This window comes from Streptomyces sp. NPDC048442 (assembly GCF_040651475.1).
Lineage (GTDB): Bacteria > Actinomycetota > Actinomycetes > Streptomycetales > Streptomycetaceae > Streptomyces.
In genome coordinates this window covers 103844-121526 of the sequence record NZ_JBEZKB010000013.1, presented here as the reverse complement: position 1 = coordinate 121526, position 17683 = coordinate 103844, and the positions used below count along the sequence as shown (strand labels likewise).

Here is a 17683-nt window from a genome sequence, read left to right as displayed (position 1 = left end):
TCGCTGCGTACACTAACAAACATAGAGAACGTTCGTTATATTTTTCTTCGATGGTTCGACTACTTGCCAAAGTTCAAGGAGAAAGTGCATGCAGGAACGGGCGGCAAAGACCCGCCAGGCCGTGCTGGAAGCGGCCGCCGAGGAGTTCGCCGAGCGCGGCTACGAAGGCGCTTCCCTCCAGCGGGTGGCCTGGCGGGCGGCGACTTCGATCGGCTCTCTGACCTTCCACTTCGGGCCCAAGACCGTCCTGGCCGAGGAGGTGTTCACGGCCGGGCGCGCCCGCTTCGGCTGCCTGGAAGGCCTCGCGGCCGCCGCCGATCCGTTGAGGGGACTGTGCACCCTGATCAGCTGTCTGGCCCGGCTGGCGCACGAGGACACCTTCGTGCGCGCCGCGCGCCGCCTGGAAGCCGACCGCCCCAAGGGCGCACCGCCGTTGGCCGAGGCCTGGCTTCCCGTGCTCCGTGGCCTGCTCGACCGGGCCTGCGGCGCGGACCGGCTCCGGGCCGGCGTGTCTCCCGAGGACGCCCTGACCCTGCTGGGGCATCTCGCGGAGGGCGCCATGGCCGCCGATGACGCGACCCGGGAATCGGTCTGGGACTCGGTCTGGGACGTCGTCCTGTACGGCCTCGCGGCCGACCGGCCGGGCCGGGCGGACCGTGCGGACCGTGCGGACCGTGCGGGCTCGATGTGGTGCGAGTCGGAACTCACCTGAAGAAGGGTTCCGACCCGCACCGCACGGGCGGTGGCTCAGGCGACCCGCACCGCACGGGCCGTGGCTCAGGCGGTCCGCACCGCACGGGCGGTGGCTCAGGCGGTCCGCAGCGCACTCGCCACCGCGCCCGCCACCTCGTCCAGGACGCCCGCGCCAGGGCCTGCCGCCAGCCGGCTACAGACCCAGGCGGCCCCGGCCCCGGCCTGCGGCCAGGCCTGGTAGGCGACTGAGCCGGGGCCCTGGTGGCCGAAGGCGCCGGAGCAGACGGCCGGGTGGAGGCCCTCGTCGAGGAGCTGCAGGCCGCCCTCGCCGTACGCGCTGATCCCGCCGAGCAGCGGATCCAGGCCCTCGACCCAGAAGCTCCGTGCCTGGTCGAGGGTGCGGCGCGACAGCAGCAGCGGTTCCTCGCCCGGGGCCCGTACGGCGTCCGCGGCCAGGATGCCCTGGAGCCGGGCCAGGCCGCGGGCCGACGCGTACGCCCCCAGCGAGGGGATGAGCGCGTAGCGCCGCCGGTTCTCGCTCCACACCCCGGCGTCCGCGGGGAACGGGGACGGGTTGTTCCACACCCGCCCGAAGAGGTCCGCCTCGCTGCTGTCCGCCCCGTGGCCCAGTGCCGGGACACGGGCGGAGAAGTCCGCGTCGTACGAGATCCGTGCGGCGTGCGGCAGTTGGTCGGGGACGAGGCCGAAATGGATGTCGAGGCCCAGCGGGCCCGCGATCTCCTCCAGGAAGAACAGGTCGAGATCGCGGCCGTCGACCCGGCGGATCACCTCGGCGGCGATCCACCCGGCGGTCCACGGCCCGTACAGCACGCCGCCGGCCCGCGGGTCGTCCTCCAGGCTGTGCAGTTCGAGCAGCGCGGCCATCATGTGCGGGTTCTCGATGTCCCGCTGGTCGAGGCCCGCCTCCATGCCGGGGAGACGGGCGGTGAACGTCAGCACGTCCCGCAGCGTCACCTTGCCCTTGCCGCGGATCGCGAACTCCGGCCAGTAGTCGGCGACGGGCCGGTCCAGTGCGAGCGCGCCCATGTCGGCGAGCAGGAGGACCGCCGTGGCCAGGATTCCGTGGGAGCCCGTCAGTACCGGCTGGAGGGTGTCGCCGGTCCACGGCGTCCCGGTGACCGGGTCGGCGGTGCCGTGCCACAGGTCGACGACCAGTTCACCGTCCCGTACGACCGTCAGCGCGGCACCCTGGGAACCGGGTGCGCCCGCGTCCCGGCAGGCCCGCTCGAAGGAGCGGCGCACGGAGGCGAACCCGGGCGCTGTGGTTCCGTAAACGTCGGTCGTCGTCGCCCGCGGCCGCGGGAGGACCTGCCGTACCAGAGAGGTCGTCATGGGGAGAACTCCAGAAGTGGTGGGGAGTCAGGGACAGTGGTGTGCGCGGTACGAGCCCGGGTTCGGCTCATGCCTCGGGGGCACCCGCCGGGTAGGGGAGGAACTCCAGGTCGGTCAGGTCCTGTTCGGTGAGGCGAAGCCGGTCACTGCCGAGGTTTTCCGCGAGGTGGTACGACGCCCTCGTGCCCGGCAGCGGCACCACGTGATCGCCGAGCCGCAGCAGCCACGCCAGGGCGACCTGTGCGGGGGTGACCTCGTGCCGGGCGGCCACGTGGGCGACGGCCTGCGTGAGCGCGTAGTTGTGGCGGATGGCGCGCGGGGCGAAGCGGGGCTGGGTGCGCCGCCAGTCGTCCAGGGGCAGGTCGTCGAACTGGGACAGCGCACCCGTCAGCAGGCCGCGGCCCAGCGGGGCGCCGGCAAGGAGTGCGATCCGGCGCTCCACCGCGTACGGCACGACGTCGTCGAGACCGCAGCGCGTGAACAGTGACACCTCGGCGGCCATCGCCGCCGCCTCGTGCACGGCTTCGGCGGCGCGGGCCTCCTGCACGGTGACGACGGGCAGCCCCAGCATGCGGATCTTTCCCGCCCAGACCTGCTCGGCCAGCGCACCCCAGCTCTCCTCCAGCGGTACGGCGGGATCGACGCGGCGCAGCAGGTAGAGGTCGATGTGGTCCACGTGCAGCCGGCGCAGGCTGTCGTCGACCGCGGTCCGCAGCGCCTGCGGACCGCCGGCCGGCCGCAGCGCGCCGTCAGCGTCGCCGAGCAGGCCGCCGCCGGTGCACAGCACCACCTCGTCGCGGCGCCCGCGGATGGCCTCACCGATCAGCCGCTCATTGTCCCCGGCCGCGTAGGCACCGGCCGTCTCGACGAGGTTGACCCCGAGGTCCACGGCCTCCTGGACCAGCGAAACAGCCTTGGTCTTGTCCCTCAGTGCTGGGGCGTAACGGTACGAAAGGCCCATGGCCCCGAGCCCCAGCCGGCCGACGACCGGCCCGTCCCTGCCCAATGTTGTGGTCCGCATGCTGCGAGAACTCCCTTCTGCAAGGAGGAAAGGCGACCACCTCATGGCAACAGCCCGGGGCGCCGAAGCACAGCAACCCGTTCCTACTTGCCGAACTTGGACGACTTCGGGAGGTTGTGACTTCGGGATGTCGGGCAGCGAAGGGCAAATGACACCGGCCCCCGCCCGCCGGGTGCGGCGGACGGGGGCGAAGGCTTCGGGAAGGTCTAGCGGCCGGCGGTCGGGCGCGGCTTGCGCAGCACCGTGAAGGCGACGGCGAAGGCGGCGGTGATGAGGCCCGCGCCGACCGCGAAGGCCAGGTGGTAACCGCCGGTCAGGGCCTCGCCGGTGGAGCGGCCCGCCTCGGTGAGGGACTCGGTGCGGGAGGCGGCCAGGGTGGAGAGGACCGCGACGCCGAGGGCCATGCCGATCTGCTGGGTGGTGTTGAAGAGGCCGGAGGCCAGGCCCGCGTCCTCCTCCTTCGCACCGGACATGCCCAGCGCGGTCAGGGCGGGCAGCGCGAGGCCGAAGCCGGCGGCGAGGAGCATCACGGGGAGCAGGTCGGTGAGGTAGTCGGCCTGGTCGGCCTGGCCGGGCACCCGGGTCAGCAGGCCGAGTACGCCGACGAGGAGCACCAGACCGGCCAGCAGGACGTTGCGCTCTCCGAAGCGGGCGTTGAGGCGGGCCGAGACTCCCAGCGAGACCACGCCGATGACGAGAGCGGCCGGGAGCATCGCGAGGCCGGTCCTGGCGGCGCCGTAGCCGAGGACGTTCTGCATGTAGAGCGCGACGAGGATCTGGAAGGAGAAGAGCGCGGCGATCATCAGCATCTGGACCAGGTTCGCGCCGACGACGCTGCGGGAGCGGAAGATCCGCAGCGGCATGAGCGGGTTCTCCGCCCTGGCCTGGCGGACGAAGAAGCCGGCGAGCAGGGCGAGTGCGAGGCCGCCCAGGACGAGCGTGTGGGCCGAAGCGGCCCCGTACTCCTCGACCTTGACGACCGCGTAGATCCCGGTCATCAGACCGGAGGTGACGAGCAGCGCGCCGAGGGTGTCCGCGCCGGCCCTGAGGCCGAGGCCGCGGTCGCCGGGCAGGGCGGGCAGGGCGACGAGGAGGGCTGCGACGCCGATGGGCAGATTGATGAAGAAGATCCAGTTCCAGGTGAGCGCCTCGGTGAGGACACCGCCGAGTACCTGCCCCAGCGAGGCGCCGGCCGCACCGGTGAAGCTGAACACGGCGATGGCCCTGGCCCGATCGCGTGGCTGGGTGAAGAGCGTGACGAGGATGCCGAGACTGACGGCGGCGGCCATCGCGCTGCCGATGCCCTGCAGGAACCGGGCGGCGATCAGGACGGCGGGGGAGGTGGCCAACCCGGCGAGCAGTGAGGCGGCGGTGAACACCCCCGTCCCCGCCAGGAACATCCGTTTGCGGCCCACCAGATCGCCCAGGCGGCCGGCCAGCAGGAGCAGCGAGCCGAAGGCGATCAGGTAGGCGTTGACGACCCAGCTCAGTCCGGCCGGGGTGAAGCCGAGGTCCTTCTGGATGGCCGGCATCGCGACGGTCACGATGCTGCCGTCGAGGACCGTCATCAGCATTCCGGTGGAGAGGACGCCGAGGGCGAGCCAGCGGGAGGGCGAGGGGGCGGGGGTGGCGGGGGCGGGGGCGGAGACGGGGGCAGTGGTGGTGGCAGACATCGCGGACTCTCCTGGCTCGGGCGGGCAACAAGAGAGACGCTAGCAGATGGTTTCGTTGCGGACTATCTTTTACGGATCGGGATTGGGGTCCGGGGGCCAGCTGAGGGCTGGGGTCGGGGGTGGGGTCATCCCTTCTGGCGTGCCCGCCGGACCGGCCTGGATCCTTCTTCCGGGACCTTCAGGTCTCCCGCGACCAGGCGGTTCAGTGCCCTGAGCAGCACCTCGCGCTCATCGTCGGGCAGGGTGTCGAGAGCGCTCTCGTGGACGCGGTCGACGATCTTCTGGCTCTGCTTCGCGACCTTCGCGCCCTCCGTGGTCACCGCGATGATCCGGGCCCGCCGGTCGGTGCTCGAAGGCTTGCGCTCGGCGAGGCCCGCCTTCTCCAGTGCGTCGACGGTCACCACCATCGTGGTCTTGTCCATGTCCCCGATCTCGGCGAGCTGCGCCTGGGTGCGCTCCTCTTCGAGGGCGTGGACGAGTACGCAGTGCATGCGCGGGGTGAGCCCGATCTCGCCGAGCTGCGCGCTCATCCGGGTCCGCAGGGCGTGACTGGTGTGGTCCAGGAGGTAGGACAGGTCCGGCTCGGTGCGTGTGGGTGTCATGGCTGTCATGCTCGCCAGGGTAACGGAATCCGATCCGTAGCGGACTATCCGCAAGTGGACTACTGGGGTTCCGGAGGGGGTTGGCGGGGTTCGCCAGCCGGGCAGTACGGGGCCCGTCAGTCTGCTGTCTGCTGGGTGCGGCGGGCGTACGCGCGGGCGGCGCGGGCGCGGTCGCCGCAGCGCGTGGAGCACCAGTGGCGCCGGCCGTGCCGCAGCAGGTAGCGGGTGCAGGGAGTGGAACCGCAGCTGGTGAGGCGGTCGGCGTCGGGCCCGGTGAGGAGGTCCGCGGCGTTGGCCGCGAGAGTCGCGAGCGCGCGGCCGAGGATCTCGTTGGTGGGGCACGGTGCCGCGCGGTAGGGGCCGTTCTTCTCGTCCCAGTACAGCAGGGGGGTCGTGGCAGCTCCGCTCAGCGCGTCGTTGACGGCGGACAGGGTCGAGGGCAGGGCGGGCAGTCCGTCGACGCGGGCGGCGAACAGCGCCCTGAGGTGTTCACGCAGCGAGCGCAGCTGTGCGGCGCACATCTCCCGCACCCCGGCGTCGGCCGGCGCGAGGCCGTGGTCGGTGAGCCACTGGCCGGCGGCCTCGGGGGTGCCGAGGAAATCGATGAAGTGCCCGCCGGGCAGCGCGACGGTGCTGTTGACGAAGTCGAGGGCGAGGTGGTCCGCCGCCCCCGGCGCGGGTGGCAGTACGGACTCGGAGGGCAGGGTCTCGCTCATGGATCTCATGGTACGGCTTGCCTTCATCCGTGAGGGACCGCTACCGTACTTCACGGATGAACCACTCTCTATCCGTGAGGTTTTGATGGCTGGCACCAGGACGACTCCCGAGCAGTTCCCCATCCGTGTCTTCGGCGGCCCGACCGCCCTTTTCGAATACGGCGGCCTGCGATTCCTGACCGACCCGACCTTCGACGCGCCCCGGGACTACCGCACGCCGGGCGGCCGGTTGACCAAGACGGCGCCCGCCTCCGCCTCGCCGGCCGACATCGGCCGCATCGACGTGGTCCTGCTGTCCCATGACGAGCACCCCGACAACCTCGACGATTCCGGCCGGGCACTCCTCGCCGACGTCCCGCTCACCCTCACCACCCCGGGCGGCGGGCAGCGCCTGGGGGCGGGCGCCAGGGGACTGGCCGACTGGGAGTCGGTCGACCTCGACCGCCCCGACGGCGGCACGGTCACCGTGACGGGCGTGCCCGCCCTCCACGGCCCCGGGGCCCGCGAGGAGGTCGAACCGTTCACCGGCCAGGTCGTCGGTTTCGTTCTGACCGGGGAGGGCCTGCCCAGCGTCTACGTCAGCGGCGACAACGCCTCGCTCGACCTGGTCAAGGAGATCGCCGGGCGCTTCGGCCCGGTGGACACCGCCGTCCTGTTCGCCGGGGCTCCCCGCTTCCCGGTGCTCTTCGACGGTGCGCCGATCGTCCTCGACAGCGCACAGGCCGCCGAAGCCGCCGGGATCCTCGGCGCCCGCCGGGTGGTTCCCGTCCACTACGACAGTTGGGCCCACTTCACCGAGGGCCGGGACGAACTGACAGCCGCTTTCGCCGACGCGGGGCTGGCCGACCGCTTGGACCTGGGCCGACAGGTCTGACAGGGGTGAGCGGGGTGACGGGCTGACAGGGGTGACCGGAACTCCCCGGTGACCCCTTGCGTTTGCCTGTCTTTGGCGCGGAGGATACGTTCTCCGACGCTGAGGAACGGTGCCGTCCGGGGTGGCTCGCTCCCCTGAGGGAGTGGAATGAGGCTCACGGACGCGGACCACGCGGGGCTGGTCGTGGCGGCGCAGGCCGGTGACGACCGGGCGCGCGAGGAACTGATCGCCGCGTACCTGCCGTTGGTCTACAACATCGTCGGGCGAGCGCTGAGAGGACATGCCGACGTCGACGACGTCGTCCAGGAAACCCTGCTGCGCGTGGTGCGTGACCTGCCTGCTCTGCGTACCCCGGAGAGCTTCCGGTCCTGGCTGGCGGCGATCACGCTCCGCCAGATCAGCACCCACAGGCAACGGCAGCACGCCTTCGCCCACCGGACCGCGGCCATCGACGAGGCAGAGCAGATACCGGACGCCGGTGCCGAACCCGACGACGTGACGATCCTGCGACTGCATGTGTCGGACGAGCGCCGGCGGGCCGCCGAAGCCGGCCGGTGGCTCGATGCGGACCATCAAGTGCTGCTGTCGCTGTGGTGGCAGGAATGCGCCGGCTCGCTGACCCGTGACGACATCGCCGCAGCGACGGGGCTCACGGTCGCCCACGTCGGAGTGCGGGTGCAACGCATGCGCGAGCAGCTGGAACTGAGCCGGACGATCGTCGCCGCACTGGAGGCCGACCCGCGCTGTCCGCAGTTGGCCGAGACCGTCACAGGCTGGGACGGTTCCCGTGCTTCGGTGTGGCGCAAGCGGATCGCGCGGCACACCCGTGAATGCCCGCTCTGCGCGGCGACCACGGCAGAACGGATTCCGGCCGAACGACTGCTCCTCAGCCTCGCGCCGCTGACGGTCCCGGCTGGGCTCGTCACCGCGCTGGTCGCCAAGGGCCTGCTGTCGGGTACGGCAATGAGTACCGCCGGACTGGCCACGGCACACGCCGCCGTCGGCACGGCGGCCGGGGGAAGTGGTCTGTACGGCGCGCTGGTCGGCAAGCTCTCCGCGGTGACTGCTCATCCGCTGATGAGCCTCGCCGCCGGCGCGGTGGTCGTCGCCGGGACCGCCACCTATGTGACCTGGCCCGAACCTTCGCACCGGGCGCCCGGCGTCCACGCCGCTCCCACGGCCGGCAGTCCCACGCCGGTCCCGTCGCGCACCACCTCGCCGGCCGGACCGCCCCCGGCGAGTCCGTCCGCCGTCGCAGGAACCGTTCCGCTGGGTGCACAGTCGCTGGAGTCCGTGGACGAGCCCGGCCTGTACCTCACGTACGCCGGTGACTTCGCGACGCTCGCCACGGCCTCCGCGTCCAGCAGCGCGCAGACACGGCAGCGGGTCACCTTCCTGGTCGTCCGGGGGCTGGCCGACACCCGGTGCGTCACCTTCCGCGCCGCCGACGGCCGCTATCTGCGCCACCGTGAACTGCGGCTACGGCTGGGCGCCCACGACGGCAGTGAACTCTTCCGGGAGGACGCCACCTTCTGTCCGAGCCCCGGGGCGGTCGCCGGATCGGTGACCCTGCACGCGCACAACTACCCGGGCTCGGTCCTCCGCCACCGCGGCGGTGGCATCTGGCTCGACGGCTCCGACGGCACTCGGGCCTTCGCAGGCCAGGCTTCCTTCACCGTGCGCGGGGCCCGGGGCTGAGAACCGCGAATCCGTAGCGACGACGGGGCCGCAGGGCCTGGCATAACGCTTTTCGCCCGCGAGATGGATCACTGGGCAATCGTCCTGGCGGCGCGACTTTTCCGTTACGGGAGCGGGAGTCCGGGAGCCTCCACTCAGTGACGCATCCCCTGAAGAGAGCCGCTCCCATGACGCGACACATCCCCCGGACCAGAGTGACCCGCGAGCCCCGAGGAGAATCATGAAGGGCCTGCACCGGCTCAGCCGGCGTCGCCGGACCCTGACGACAGGAGTGGCGGCCGCAGCGCTGGTGGCCGGTGTCGTGACGCTCCTGCCCAGCTCCGCCGGAGCCGCGTCCCTGGGTACGCAGGCGGCGCCCTCGGGCCGCTACTTCGGCACCGCGGTGGCCGCCGGCAGGCTCGGCGACCCGGCGTACACCGCGATCGCGGACCGGGAATTCAACATGGTCACCCCGGAGAACGAGATGAAGTGGGACGCCATCCAGCCGTCCCGCGGCAAGTTCAACTTCGGCCCCGCCGACCGGATCGTCGACCGTGCCAAGGCGAACGGCCAGCGGCTGCGCGGCCACACCACGGTCTGGCACTCACAGCTCCCGGCCTGGGTCAGCTCCATCGGCGACGCGGGCACGCTGCGCGGCGTGATGAACAACCACATCACCACCACGATGACCCACTTCAAGGGCAAGCTCTACGCCTGGGACGTGGTCAACGAGGCGTTCGCCGACGGCCCCGGCGGCCGGCTCCGCGACTCGGTGTTCCAGAAGGTGCTGGGCAACGGCTTCATCGAGGAAGCGTTCCGCACCGCACGGGCGACCGACTCATCGGCCAAGCTCTGCTACAACGACTACAACATCGAGAACTGGTCGGACGCCAAGACCCAGGGCGTCTACCGCATGGTCAAGGACTTCAAGTCCCGCGGCGTGCCCCTCGACTGCGTCGGATTCCAGAGCCACTTCGGGGCCGGCGGCCCGCCGTCCAGCTTCAAGGCCACCTTGTCCCGGTTCGCCGCCCTGGGCGTCGACGTGCAGATCACCGAGCTGGACATCGCCCAGGCGTCGCCCGCCCACTACGCCGACGCGGTCAACGCGTGCCTGTCCGTGGGCCGGTGCACCGGCATCACGGTGTGGGGTGTCCGGGACAAGGACTCCTGGCGCAGCCGCGAAAGCCCCCTGCTGTTCGACAACGACGGCAAGCCCAAGGCGGCGTACACCGCCGTCATGAACGCCCTCAATTCCACCCCGGGCACCCACCCGGGCACCACCCCTGGCACCACTCCGGGCACCACTCCGGGCAAGCCGGCCGACGGGGCCGGTGGCGGGGAGATCAAGGGCGCCGCCTCCGGCCGCTGTATCGACATCAACAACTCCACCACCGTCAACGGCACCCAGGCACAGCTGTGGGACTGCAGCGGACAGGCCAACCAGCGCTGGACCTACACCGCAGGCAAGCAGCTGAAGACGTACGGCAACAAGTGCCTGGACGCCAAGAACAAGGGCACCGCCAACGCCACCGCCGTGGTCATCTGGGACTGCAACAGCGGTGCCAACCAGCAGTGGAAGATCAACGCCAACGGCACCGTCAGCGGCGTCCAGTCCGGGCTGTGCCTCGACGCCGTCGGCGCGGCCACCGCCAACGGAACGAAGATCCAGCTGCACTCCTGCGCTTCCGTCGGCAACCAGAAGTGGACCGGCCCGGCCGGGAAGCCGACCCCTCCGCCGACGGGCGCCGCGTGTGCCCTTCCGTCGAACTACCGGTGGAATTCAACGGGTTCCCTGGCGCAGCCGGCGAACGGCTGGGTCTCGCTGAAGGACTTCACCAGCGTGATGCACAACGGCAAGCATCTGGTCTACGCGTCGAACTCCACGGGACCGAAGTACGGCTCGATGGCGTTCAGCCCCTTCACCAACTGGTCGGACATGGCGTCCGCAGGTCAGCAGGGGATGAGCCAGCCCACGGTGGCACCCACGCTGTTCTACTTCGCGCCCAAGAAGATCTGGGTGCTGGCGTACCAGTGGGGTTCGTGGCCCTTCATCTACCGCACGTCGAGCGACCCCACCAACCCCAACGGCTGGTCCGCGCCGCAGCCGCTGTTCACCGGCAGTATCACCGGCTCCCTCACCGGTCCGATCGACCAGACCCTGATCGCCGACGACCAGAACATGTACCTGTTCTTCGCCGGTGACAACGGCAAGATCTACCGGGCGAGCATGCCGATCGGGAACTTCCCGGGCAGCTTCGGTTCGTCGTACACGACGGTCATGAGCGACACGGAGGCCAACCTGTTCGAGGCACCCCAGGTCTACAAGGTTCAGGGCAGGCAGCAGTACCTCATGATCGTCGAGGCGAAGGGTGCGAAGGGGCGCTACTTCCGCTCGTTCACGGCCTCCAGCCTGAGCGGTTCATGGACCCCGCAGGCCGCGACCGAGAGCAACCCCTTCGCGGGCAAGGCCAACAGCGGTGCCGCCTGGACCAACGACATCAGCCACGGTGACCTGGTCCGCAACAACCCCGACCAGACCATGACCGTCGACCCCTGCAACCTGCAGTTCCTCTACCAGGGCAAGTCGCCCACCTCGAACGACCCCTACGACCGGCTGCCGTACCGGCCGGGCGTCCTCACCCTGCAGCGCTGACCGCCTGGGCGGGCCGCACCGGATCGTGTAAGCGGCCCGCCCCGGATCTTGTACAAGTCTACGAAGAGCCGTCTCAGCCTGCGGATCTCTTCATGCCTTCCACCCCTATCCGGCGCCGCTCGGCCCGCTGTGTACTCCTCACACCAGTGGCTACGAAGCGAGGGATTTCCCTCGTCCGACAAGGAGTTCTCGTGGGGATCCAGCGGAAGCACACCATGTACCACTCGACGGTCGTCGATGCCGGTCCTGACGCCGTATGGGCCGAGGTGCGCGACGCCCTGAACCTGGTGAAGATCGTGTCCGGCGACGCGGTGAGGGACGTGTGCTGGGCCGAGGGCGGCTCGGCGGAGCGGGTGCCGGCGCGGTACGACTTCACTCTGGTGTTCTGCGACGGCCTCGTCCAGCAGGAGATCGCCGGGCGCGACGAGGTGGAGCGGTCCCAGACCTACCGGGCCGTCGCGCCGACGACGGGTGTCGACGCCTACGTCGCCACCATTCGCGTCCGGACGATCACCAACGACCCGGAGCGCAGTTTCTTCGACTGGACAAGGGAATTGACGATCGCCGAGGACGCCGATCCCGAAGTCGTCGAAGGGATCATCGCCATGATGGCGCATCAGACCGACTCCGTACGGGACCACTTCGCGGCGGCGGGCAAGTAACCTGGAGTAGCGGCAGGGCGGCAACCAAGGGTGGCGGCGGATCTTGTAGAAGTCTACGAAGGGCCGTCTCAGCCTGCGGATCTCTTCATGCCTTCCGTCACTGGCTGACTCCGCTCCGTGGACTGTCTACTCCTCAACGGCTCGCAACAAAACGGCAGTTGCGGCCGAGCGCCCGTTGTTACGACGCAGGGGAGAAAGCCTTGACCGAGACGTTGGCCGAACGGCACATAGAGATCTCATGGCCCGAGCTGGGTGTCACCGTCACCGCCGAACTCGACGACCGCAACCCCGCGTTGGCCGACGCGCTGTGGGAGTCATTGCCCTACCAGAGCCTGCAGGGGCACGCGTTGGTGGCGGGCGAGCACCTCTACCACGCGGCGCCGATCCCCTCGCTGCTGCATCTGCCCGCCGCGTACAAGATCGCCGACCGGCGTGAGGCACCCGACGGGACGGTGTTCTGTTCCGCGCTGCAGCATCTGGGCATCAAGTACGGCACGTTGAGCGAGCCGATGCCGGCGGCCCCGGTGGGCCGGATCCGGGCGGCGGACCTGGGGGGTCTGCGCGAAGCCGGGCGTGCGGTGTGGGATTCGGTCTATTCGACGAAGAAGCCGGCCCTGGTGGAGGTCCGCAGGGTGGGGGAGGAGGGCGGTCACCGCATTCCCCGGCTGACGGCTGCCGATCCTGACGCGAGCCGGCTGATCCAGGACGTGCACGCCGAGACGGAGAAGATCTGGCTGGCCGGGCCGCCCGAGCTCATCGACCTGCACGAGGGGCGGATCGCTTCCGGGGCCGGGAGCTTCGAAACCGTCCTGCCCACCCTGCTGTTCGTCAACGGCGAGACCCGCCCGCTGGGGTACGCCACCTACGGCGGTCTGATCCGGGGCGCGGTCGCGGACATGCCGATGGACGCCCTGCACCAGATGACGCGCCTCTTGATCGGTGTCCCGGCCGAGTTCCTGGGCTACTGCGGGCTGGAGAAGCTATGGGCCTTCACCCAGCGCTTCCTGTCCTGCGTCGACCGCCTCGACCGGGCCGATTTCCTGGCCGTGGCAGGCCAGTTGGCCCTCTACATCAATTGCCTGGGCGGCTGGAACCTGCATCTGTACCCGTGGGACAGCGGAGACCACCTGCGCCGGCAGCGCCCCGTCGAAGCGGGCCGGCAGGCATGAAAACCGTCCTGCCCGACCGTACGGACGTCCTCGTCATCGGCGGCGGCGTCATCGGCACCTCGATCGCGTGCCATCTCGCCGAGTCCGGCGTCGGCACCGTCCTGCTGGAGCGCGGCACGCTCGGATCGGGGGCGTCCGCGGCCACTGCGGGCGTGGTGCGTACGTACTTCCCCGGCGACGCCCGCACCGGCAGCCTCGCCGTCCGCAGTACGCAGGCGTACCACGCCTTCGCCGAGCGGACCGGAACTCCCCTGGGCCTGGAGCGTGTGGGGTTCCTGGTGCTGTTCACCGAAGAGCGCCAGGTGGAGGAGTTCCGACGCGATCAGGCCGCCCAGCGGGCCGCGGGAGTGGACGTCGAGCTGGTGTCCGCGGCCGAGGCGGCGCGGCTCAACCCGCTGCTCGACGAGCGCAGCATCCTGGCGGCGGCCTGGTCGCCCGAGGCCTACTCGTGCGACCCCGCCGCGATCGTGCGCGGCTACGCGGCAGCGGCCCAGGAGGCCGGCGCCGTCCTCCGTACGGAAACACCCGTCACCGGCATCGACCTCGACGGGCGGGTGCACACGCCGGCGGGCAGCATCCTCGCCGAGACCGTCGTCTGCGCGGCCGGGCCCTGGTCGGGAACGGTCGCCGCGATGGCCGGTGTCGACCTTCCCGTGGCGCCGGACCCCATCGAGCTGCTGCTCACCGATCCGCCCGCCGCCGGGCCCGCGTCCGCCGCGCTGCCGATGACCCTGCACCCCTCCAGCCTGCGGATCCGTACCTGGAAGGACCGCCTCCTCGTCGGTATGGGGCGGCCGGGCCCGGACGAATCCCGCAAGGAGTGGCTGCGGAGGCTGTCGGACCAGCTCGGCACCACCTACCCGGCTCTCGCCGGCATCCGCGTGCACCGGGGGTGGAGCGGGTCCCTCGACGCCAGTCCGGACGGGGCCGCCTTCATCGGCCGGGATCCCGCCCGCCCCTTCGTCTACGCGGCAGGGTTCTCCGGCCAGGGACTGTGCCAGGCGCCCGCGGCCGGAGAGATCGTCCGCGACCTGCTGGCGGGCAAGCAGTCCTGGACCGACACGGCCGGCCTTTCCGCCGACCGCTTCACCATCGGGACCGCACAGCCGGCGCAGTCGGCGCAGTCGGCAAGCAAGAGAAGGAAAACACCATGATTGTCTTGGGGTGGAACGGTTTCACCCGTGTCTCGGACTTCTTTGCCGAGAACTTCGGTGCGGTCGGCAAGGAAAAGCACTATCTCCTCGGTCACGACGCGGGCGCATCGCTCCTCGTGGACGGCGAACTGGTCGCCGCCGTGGAGGAGGAGCGACTCAACCGGGAAAAGAAGACCACCGATTTCCCCGTCAATTCGGTGAATTGGTGCCTCGAAAGAGCAGGGCTGCAATTCTCGGACATCGACCTCATCGCCATCCCCTGGAACTGGTCCGACGAGGTCCAGGACCAGATACTCTCCTCCATCTCCTCCGCACCGATGGAGCCCTCGGTGCAGCAGTATCTCGTGGACAGCATGCACAAGCTGTTCGTCGAGGTCGTGAGCCCCGAGGCGGTCCTCGCGGACTTTGCCGCACGTACCGGCTTCACTCCCGATCCGGACAAGGTGGTGTTCGTACCGCACCACTTCGCTCATGCGATGACCGGCTACTACCTGGCGGGAATGAAGGACAGCGCATTCCTCGTCAGTGACGGCCGGGCCGAAATCTTCTCGTCATTGATGGGTGAAATCCGTGACGGGGAGATTCGGGTGTTCGACGAGTCGACCATCGGCGCGGAACATTCGATCGGGCTCCTGTTCGGCGCGATTACGCGATTCCTGGGCTTCGTGCCCAACAACGACGAGTACAAGATCATGGGTCTGGCCGGATTCGCCGAGCCGCCGGTACCGAATCCGTTCCTTGAGAACCTCGTCGAATTGCATGAGGACGGGCGTTATAGCTTCAGCAGTCCTCTGCGGACGGACGACCCCCGCAGCCTGGAGCCCCTGTTCGAGCAGTGGTTCGGTCCGGCGCAGGACACCCGCGCGTACATGGCCGAGGTGGCCTCCGCGGCGCAGGAGATGCTGACCGTCGTCACACGCCACCAGGTCAGCGCGCTGGAATCCAAGTCGGATCTGAACCACCTGCTCTTCGAAGGCGGTGTGGCGCTCAACTGCCTCAACAACACCCCGCTGTTCGAGGGTTCGCGGTTCGACGACATGGACGTGAGCTTCGGCGCCAGCGACACGGGCATCGTCATCGGCGCCGCCGTGCACGCCTGGATCAGCCATCCGGACACCGTCGGAAAGGTGAAGTCCGCGCCGCAGGTCACCCCGTACCTGGGACCGGAGTACGACGACTCGACGATCGAGCGGACCCTGCGGGAATTCGGCGGCCGGGTGCGATGGCGCAGGCTGGCCGACGACGAGGTGGTCGACCAAGTGGCGAAACTGCTCACCGAGAAGGTGGTCATCGGCTGGTACGAGGGCCGGATCGAGCACGGCCCCCGGGCCCTGGGCCACCGCAGCATCCTTGCGAACCCGAACTTCCCGGACATCAAGGACGTCATCAACACCAGGGTCAAGCACCGCGAACCGTTCCGTCCGTTCGCACCGATCGTGCTGGAGTCGGACGCCCCGAAAGTCTTCGACATGGGCCGCAAGACCCGGTCGCCGTACATGACGTTCGTCTTCCCGGTGCGGCCCGAATTCCGCGACGTACTCCCGGGCGCGACGCATGTGGACGGCACGTCCAGGGTGCAGACGATCACCGATCGGGACACCCCGCGGCTGGCGGCTCTGCTGCGCCGGTTCACCGCACTGACGGACGTTCCGTGTCTGCTCAACACCTCGTTCAACGTGGCGGGCGAGCCGATCGTGTGCACCCCGGCCGACGCGCTGAACTGCTTCCTCGGCACGGAGATCGACTACGTGGTGCTCGGCAACTACCTCGTGACGAAGGCCGGGCCGTCCGCCGGTCCCACCCAGGAATCGGCCGCTTGAGCGCGGAGCCCGCCGACCGGATCAGCGGGCCGTCCCCGGCAGGGCCGTCCCCGGCAGGGCCCGCCCCGGCCGGGCTCGCCGACCGGGGCGCGAGAACCACGCTCGTACTGATGCGGCACGGGGAGACGGCGCTGACGCCGGAGAAGCGGTTCTCCGGCAGCGGCGGGGCCGACCCGTCGCTGTCGGCTGCCGGGCGGCGGCAGGCCGGGGCGGCCGCCGCGATGCTCGCCGCGCGCGGGACGGTGCAGGCGGTCGTGTCCTCACCGCTGCGGCGCTGCCGGGAGACCGCCGAGGCGGCGGCCGTAAGGCTGGGTCTTGAGGTACGGGTCGACGAGGGACTGCGCGAGGCGGACTTCGGGGCCTGGGAGGGGCTGACGTACGCCGAGGTGCAGCAGCGCCGCCCGGACGAGCTGGCGGCGTGGCTGCGCTCGCCGACGGCCGCGCCGTCGGGCGGTGAGTCCCTCGACGACGTGGCGCGGCGGGTGGCACCGGCGCGGGACGAGCTGCTGGCCCGGTACGCGGGGCGGACCGTGCTGGTCGTCTCGCACGTGGTGCCGGTGCGGCAGCTGGTCCGGCTGGCGCTCGGGGCGCCGCCGGAATCGCTGTTCCGGATGGAGATCGCGGCGGCTTCAGTGTCGGTGGTGGCGTACGACGCGCAGGGAAATGCCTCGCTGCAGTCGCTCAACGACACCTCGTACTTGCGGTGAGATCACGAGCGGACCGGCTCTTGTAGAAGTCTACGAAGAGCCGGTCTCAGCCTGCGGAGTTTTCATGTCTTCCACTCCTAGCTGTCACCGCTCGGTTGGCTGTGTACTCCTCAACACAGGGTGCAACAGAGCAAAGGTGCGACGAGGCGAGGGGCGAGCGCGTGGACTTCCTCCGACCCGCCCCACGGGCGGATGAGCAGGCCGGGTCCGGGGCCGAGGCCCATGCTGGAAGGGGCACGGCATGAGCGCACCCGATTCCCCCGGATCTTCCTGAATCCCCTATCCCGGCTTTCACCGGCTTTCACCGGCTTTTATCGACTTTCACCGACCTTCACCGACCTTCACCGACACCGATCTTCACCGAACCGAGGAGTCACCGTGACCGCGCACGCCCAAGAGAAGAGCATCCAGGAACTTGAGCGCGCCTGGATGGACGAGGTCATCGGGCTGGCCACCACCAGCGTCCGCAACGGCGGCGGTCCGTTCGGTGCCCTGGTCGCCAAGGACGGCGAGATCGTCGCGATCGGGAACAACCAGGTCACCGCGAACCTGGACCCGACGGCGCACGCCGAGGTGAGCGCGATGCGTGCCGCCTGCAAGGAGCTGAACACCTTCTCGCTCGAAGGCTGTGTCCTGATCACCTCGTGCGAGCCCTGCCCGATGTGTCTCTCGTCCGCACTGTGGGCGCGGGTCGACCGGATCGTCTTCGCCGCCGACCGGGACGACGCCGCGGTGGCCGGTTTCGACGACCGCAAGTTCTACGACCTGTTCGAGAAGAAGCCCCAGTCGGCCTGGCCGGCGACGATCGAGCAGCTGGCCATGGCGAACCGTACGGAGCCGTTCGACGCGTGGCTGGCCAAGTCGGACCGCATCGACTACTGAGGTCCCGCTGTCGAGGGCCGCTGTCGA

Annotated in this window: 14 protein-coding genes and 1 pseudogene; 10 read left to right on the top strand and 5 right to left on the bottom strand. The window is 70.0% G+C overall.

What is annotated here, in order from left to right; translation table 11 throughout:
- Positions 1-88: 88 nt before the first annotated feature.
- A complete protein-coding gene (locus tag AB0D18_RS20950; RefSeq protein WP_362420450.1) occupies positions 89-712 on the top strand; it encodes a TetR/AcrR family transcriptional regulator in 624 nt (207 codons plus the stop codon).
- A 95-nt stretch (positions 713-807) separates the two neighbouring features.
- Here AB0D18_RS20950 and AB0D18_RS20945 read toward each other — a convergent pair whose 3' ends face one another.
- The 5 genes from AB0D18_RS20945 to AB0D18_RS20925 form a co-directional block, all read right to left on the bottom strand.
- The gene (locus AB0D18_RS20945; RefSeq protein ID WP_362420447.1) at positions 808-2046 is read right to left on the bottom strand and encodes a serine hydrolase domain-containing protein; all 1239 of its coding nucleotides are present in this window, start codon (positions 2044-2046) and stop codon (positions 808-810) included.
- 67 nt (positions 2047-2113) lie between these two features.
- Entirely contained in the window at positions 2114-3067 is a 954-nt protein-coding gene (locus AB0D18_RS20940; RefSeq protein ID WP_362420444.1) for an aldo/keto reductase, read from the bottom strand.
- Between the two features lie 206 nt (positions 3068-3273).
- A complete protein-coding gene (locus tag AB0D18_RS20935; protein ID WP_362420442.1) occupies positions 3274-4740 on the bottom strand; it encodes an MFS transporter in 1467 nt (488 codons plus the stop codon).
- A gap of 125 nt (positions 4741-4865) precedes the next feature.
- Entirely contained in the window at positions 4866-5351 is a 486-nt protein-coding gene (locus AB0D18_RS20930) for a MarR family winged helix-turn-helix transcriptional regulator (RefSeq protein ID WP_362420440.1), read from the bottom strand.
- Between the two features lie 107 nt (positions 5352-5458).
- Positions 5459-6058, bottom strand: a complete 600-nt coding sequence (locus AB0D18_RS20925) for an ABATE domain-containing protein (protein ID WP_362420437.1) — start codon at positions 6056-6058, stop codon at positions 5459-5461.
- 85 nt (positions 6059-6143) lie between these two features.
- Between AB0D18_RS20925 and AB0D18_RS20920 the strand changes: the two genes are divergently transcribed.
- The 9 genes and pseudogenes from AB0D18_RS20920 to AB0D18_RS20880 all read left to right on the top strand — a co-directional run bounded on the left by AB0D18_RS20920 (position 6144) and on the right by AB0D18_RS20880 (position 17656).
- Positions 6144-6932, top strand: coding sequence for an MBL fold metallo-hydrolase (locus tag AB0D18_RS20920; protein ID WP_362420434.1), 789 nt, complete (start codon positions 6144-6146; stop codon positions 6930-6932).
- 147 nt (positions 6933-7079) lie between these two features.
- Positions 7080-8630 (top strand): sigma-70 family RNA polymerase sigma factor, encoded by a 1551-nt coding sequence (locus AB0D18_RS20915; RefSeq protein WP_362420431.1) that lies wholly within the window; start codon positions 7080-7082, stop codon positions 8628-8630.
- Between the two features lie 220 nt (positions 8631-8850).
- A complete protein-coding gene (locus AB0D18_RS20910) occupies positions 8851-11262 on the top strand; it encodes a non-reducing end alpha-L-arabinofuranosidase family hydrolase (RefSeq protein ID WP_362420428.1) in 2412 nt (803 codons plus the stop codon).
- A 191-nt stretch (positions 11263-11453) separates the two neighbouring features.
- Positions 11454-11924 (top strand): SRPBCC family protein, encoded by a 471-nt coding sequence (locus AB0D18_RS20905; protein ID WP_362420425.1) that lies wholly within the window; start codon positions 11454-11456, stop codon positions 11922-11924.
- A gap of 200 nt (positions 11925-12124) precedes the next feature.
- Entirely contained in the window at positions 12125-13093 is a 969-nt protein-coding gene (locus AB0D18_RS20900) for a hypothetical protein (protein ID WP_362420422.1), read from the top strand.
- On the top strand, positions 13090-14247 hold the full coding sequence (locus tag AB0D18_RS20895; RefSeq protein WP_362420419.1) for an FAD-binding oxidoreductase: 1158 nt from the start codon (positions 13090-13092) through the stop codon (positions 14245-14247). The genes AB0D18_RS20900 and AB0D18_RS20895 overlap by 4 nt, the downstream gene beginning before the upstream one ends.
- Positions 14244-16067, top strand: coding sequence for a carbamoyltransferase C-terminal domain-containing protein (locus AB0D18_RS20890; protein ID WP_362420416.1), 1824 nt, complete (start codon positions 14244-14246; stop codon positions 16065-16067). Before AB0D18_RS20895 ends, AB0D18_RS20890 begins: the two co-directional genes overlap by 4 nt.
- A gap of 77 nt (positions 16068-16144) precedes the next feature.
- Positions 16145-16774 (top strand): annotated as a pseudogene (locus AB0D18_RS20885) (histidine phosphatase family protein); the annotation flags it as partial.
- Positions 16775-17203: 429 nt separating this feature from the next.
- Positions 17204-17656, top strand: a complete 453-nt coding sequence (locus AB0D18_RS20880) for a nucleoside deaminase (RefSeq protein WP_362420707.1) — start codon at positions 17204-17206, stop codon at positions 17654-17656.
- The last annotated feature ends 27 nt before the right edge of the window (positions 17657-17683 follow it).

What these genes read in the sequence shown, in the direction of transcription:
- AB0D18_RS20950 (WP_362420450.1), top strand. Translation starts at nt 89, where the DNA reads ATGCAGGAACGGGCGGCAAAGACCCGCCAGGCCGTGCTGGAAGCGGCC.
- AB0D18_RS20945 (WP_362420447.1), bottom strand. Translation starts at nt 2,046, where the DNA reads ATGACGACCTCTCTGGTACGGCAGGTCCTCCCGCGGCCGCGGGCGACG.
- AB0D18_RS20940 (WP_362420444.1), bottom strand. Translation starts at nt 3,067, where the DNA reads ATGCGGACCACAACATTGGGCAGGGACGGGCCGGTCGTCGGCCGGCTG.
- AB0D18_RS20935 (WP_362420442.1), bottom strand. Translation starts at nt 4,740, where the DNA reads ATGTCTGCCACCACCACTGCCCCCGTCTCCGCCCCCGCCCCCGCCACC.
- AB0D18_RS20930 (WP_362420440.1), bottom strand. Translation starts at nt 5,351, where the DNA reads ATGACAGCCATGACACCCACACGCACCGAGCCGGACCTGTCCTACCTC.
- AB0D18_RS20925 (WP_362420437.1), bottom strand. Translation starts at nt 6,058, where the DNA reads ATGAGCGAGACCCTGCCCTCCGAGTCCGTACTGCCACCCGCGCCGGGG.
- AB0D18_RS20920 (WP_362420434.1), top strand. Translation starts at nt 6,144, where the DNA reads ATGGCTGGCACCAGGACGACTCCCGAGCAGTTCCCCATCCGTGTCTTC.
- AB0D18_RS20915 (WP_362420431.1), top strand. Translation starts at nt 7,080, where the DNA reads ATGAGGCTCACGGACGCGGACCACGCGGGGCTGGTCGTGGCGGCGCAG.
- AB0D18_RS20910 (WP_362420428.1), top strand. Translation starts at nt 8,851, where the DNA reads ATGAAGGGCCTGCACCGGCTCAGCCGGCGTCGCCGGACCCTGACGACA.
- AB0D18_RS20895 (WP_362420419.1), top strand. Translation starts at nt 13,090, where the DNA reads ATGAAAACCGTCCTGCCCGACCGTACGGACGTCCTCGTCATCGGCGGC.
- AB0D18_RS20890 (WP_362420416.1), top strand. Translation starts at nt 14,244, where the DNA reads ATGATTGTCTTGGGGTGGAACGGTTTCACCCGTGTCTCGGACTTCTTT.
- AB0D18_RS20880 (WP_362420707.1), top strand. Translation starts at nt 17,204, where the DNA reads ATGGACGAGGTCATCGGGCTGGCCACCACCAGCGTCCGCAACGGCGGC.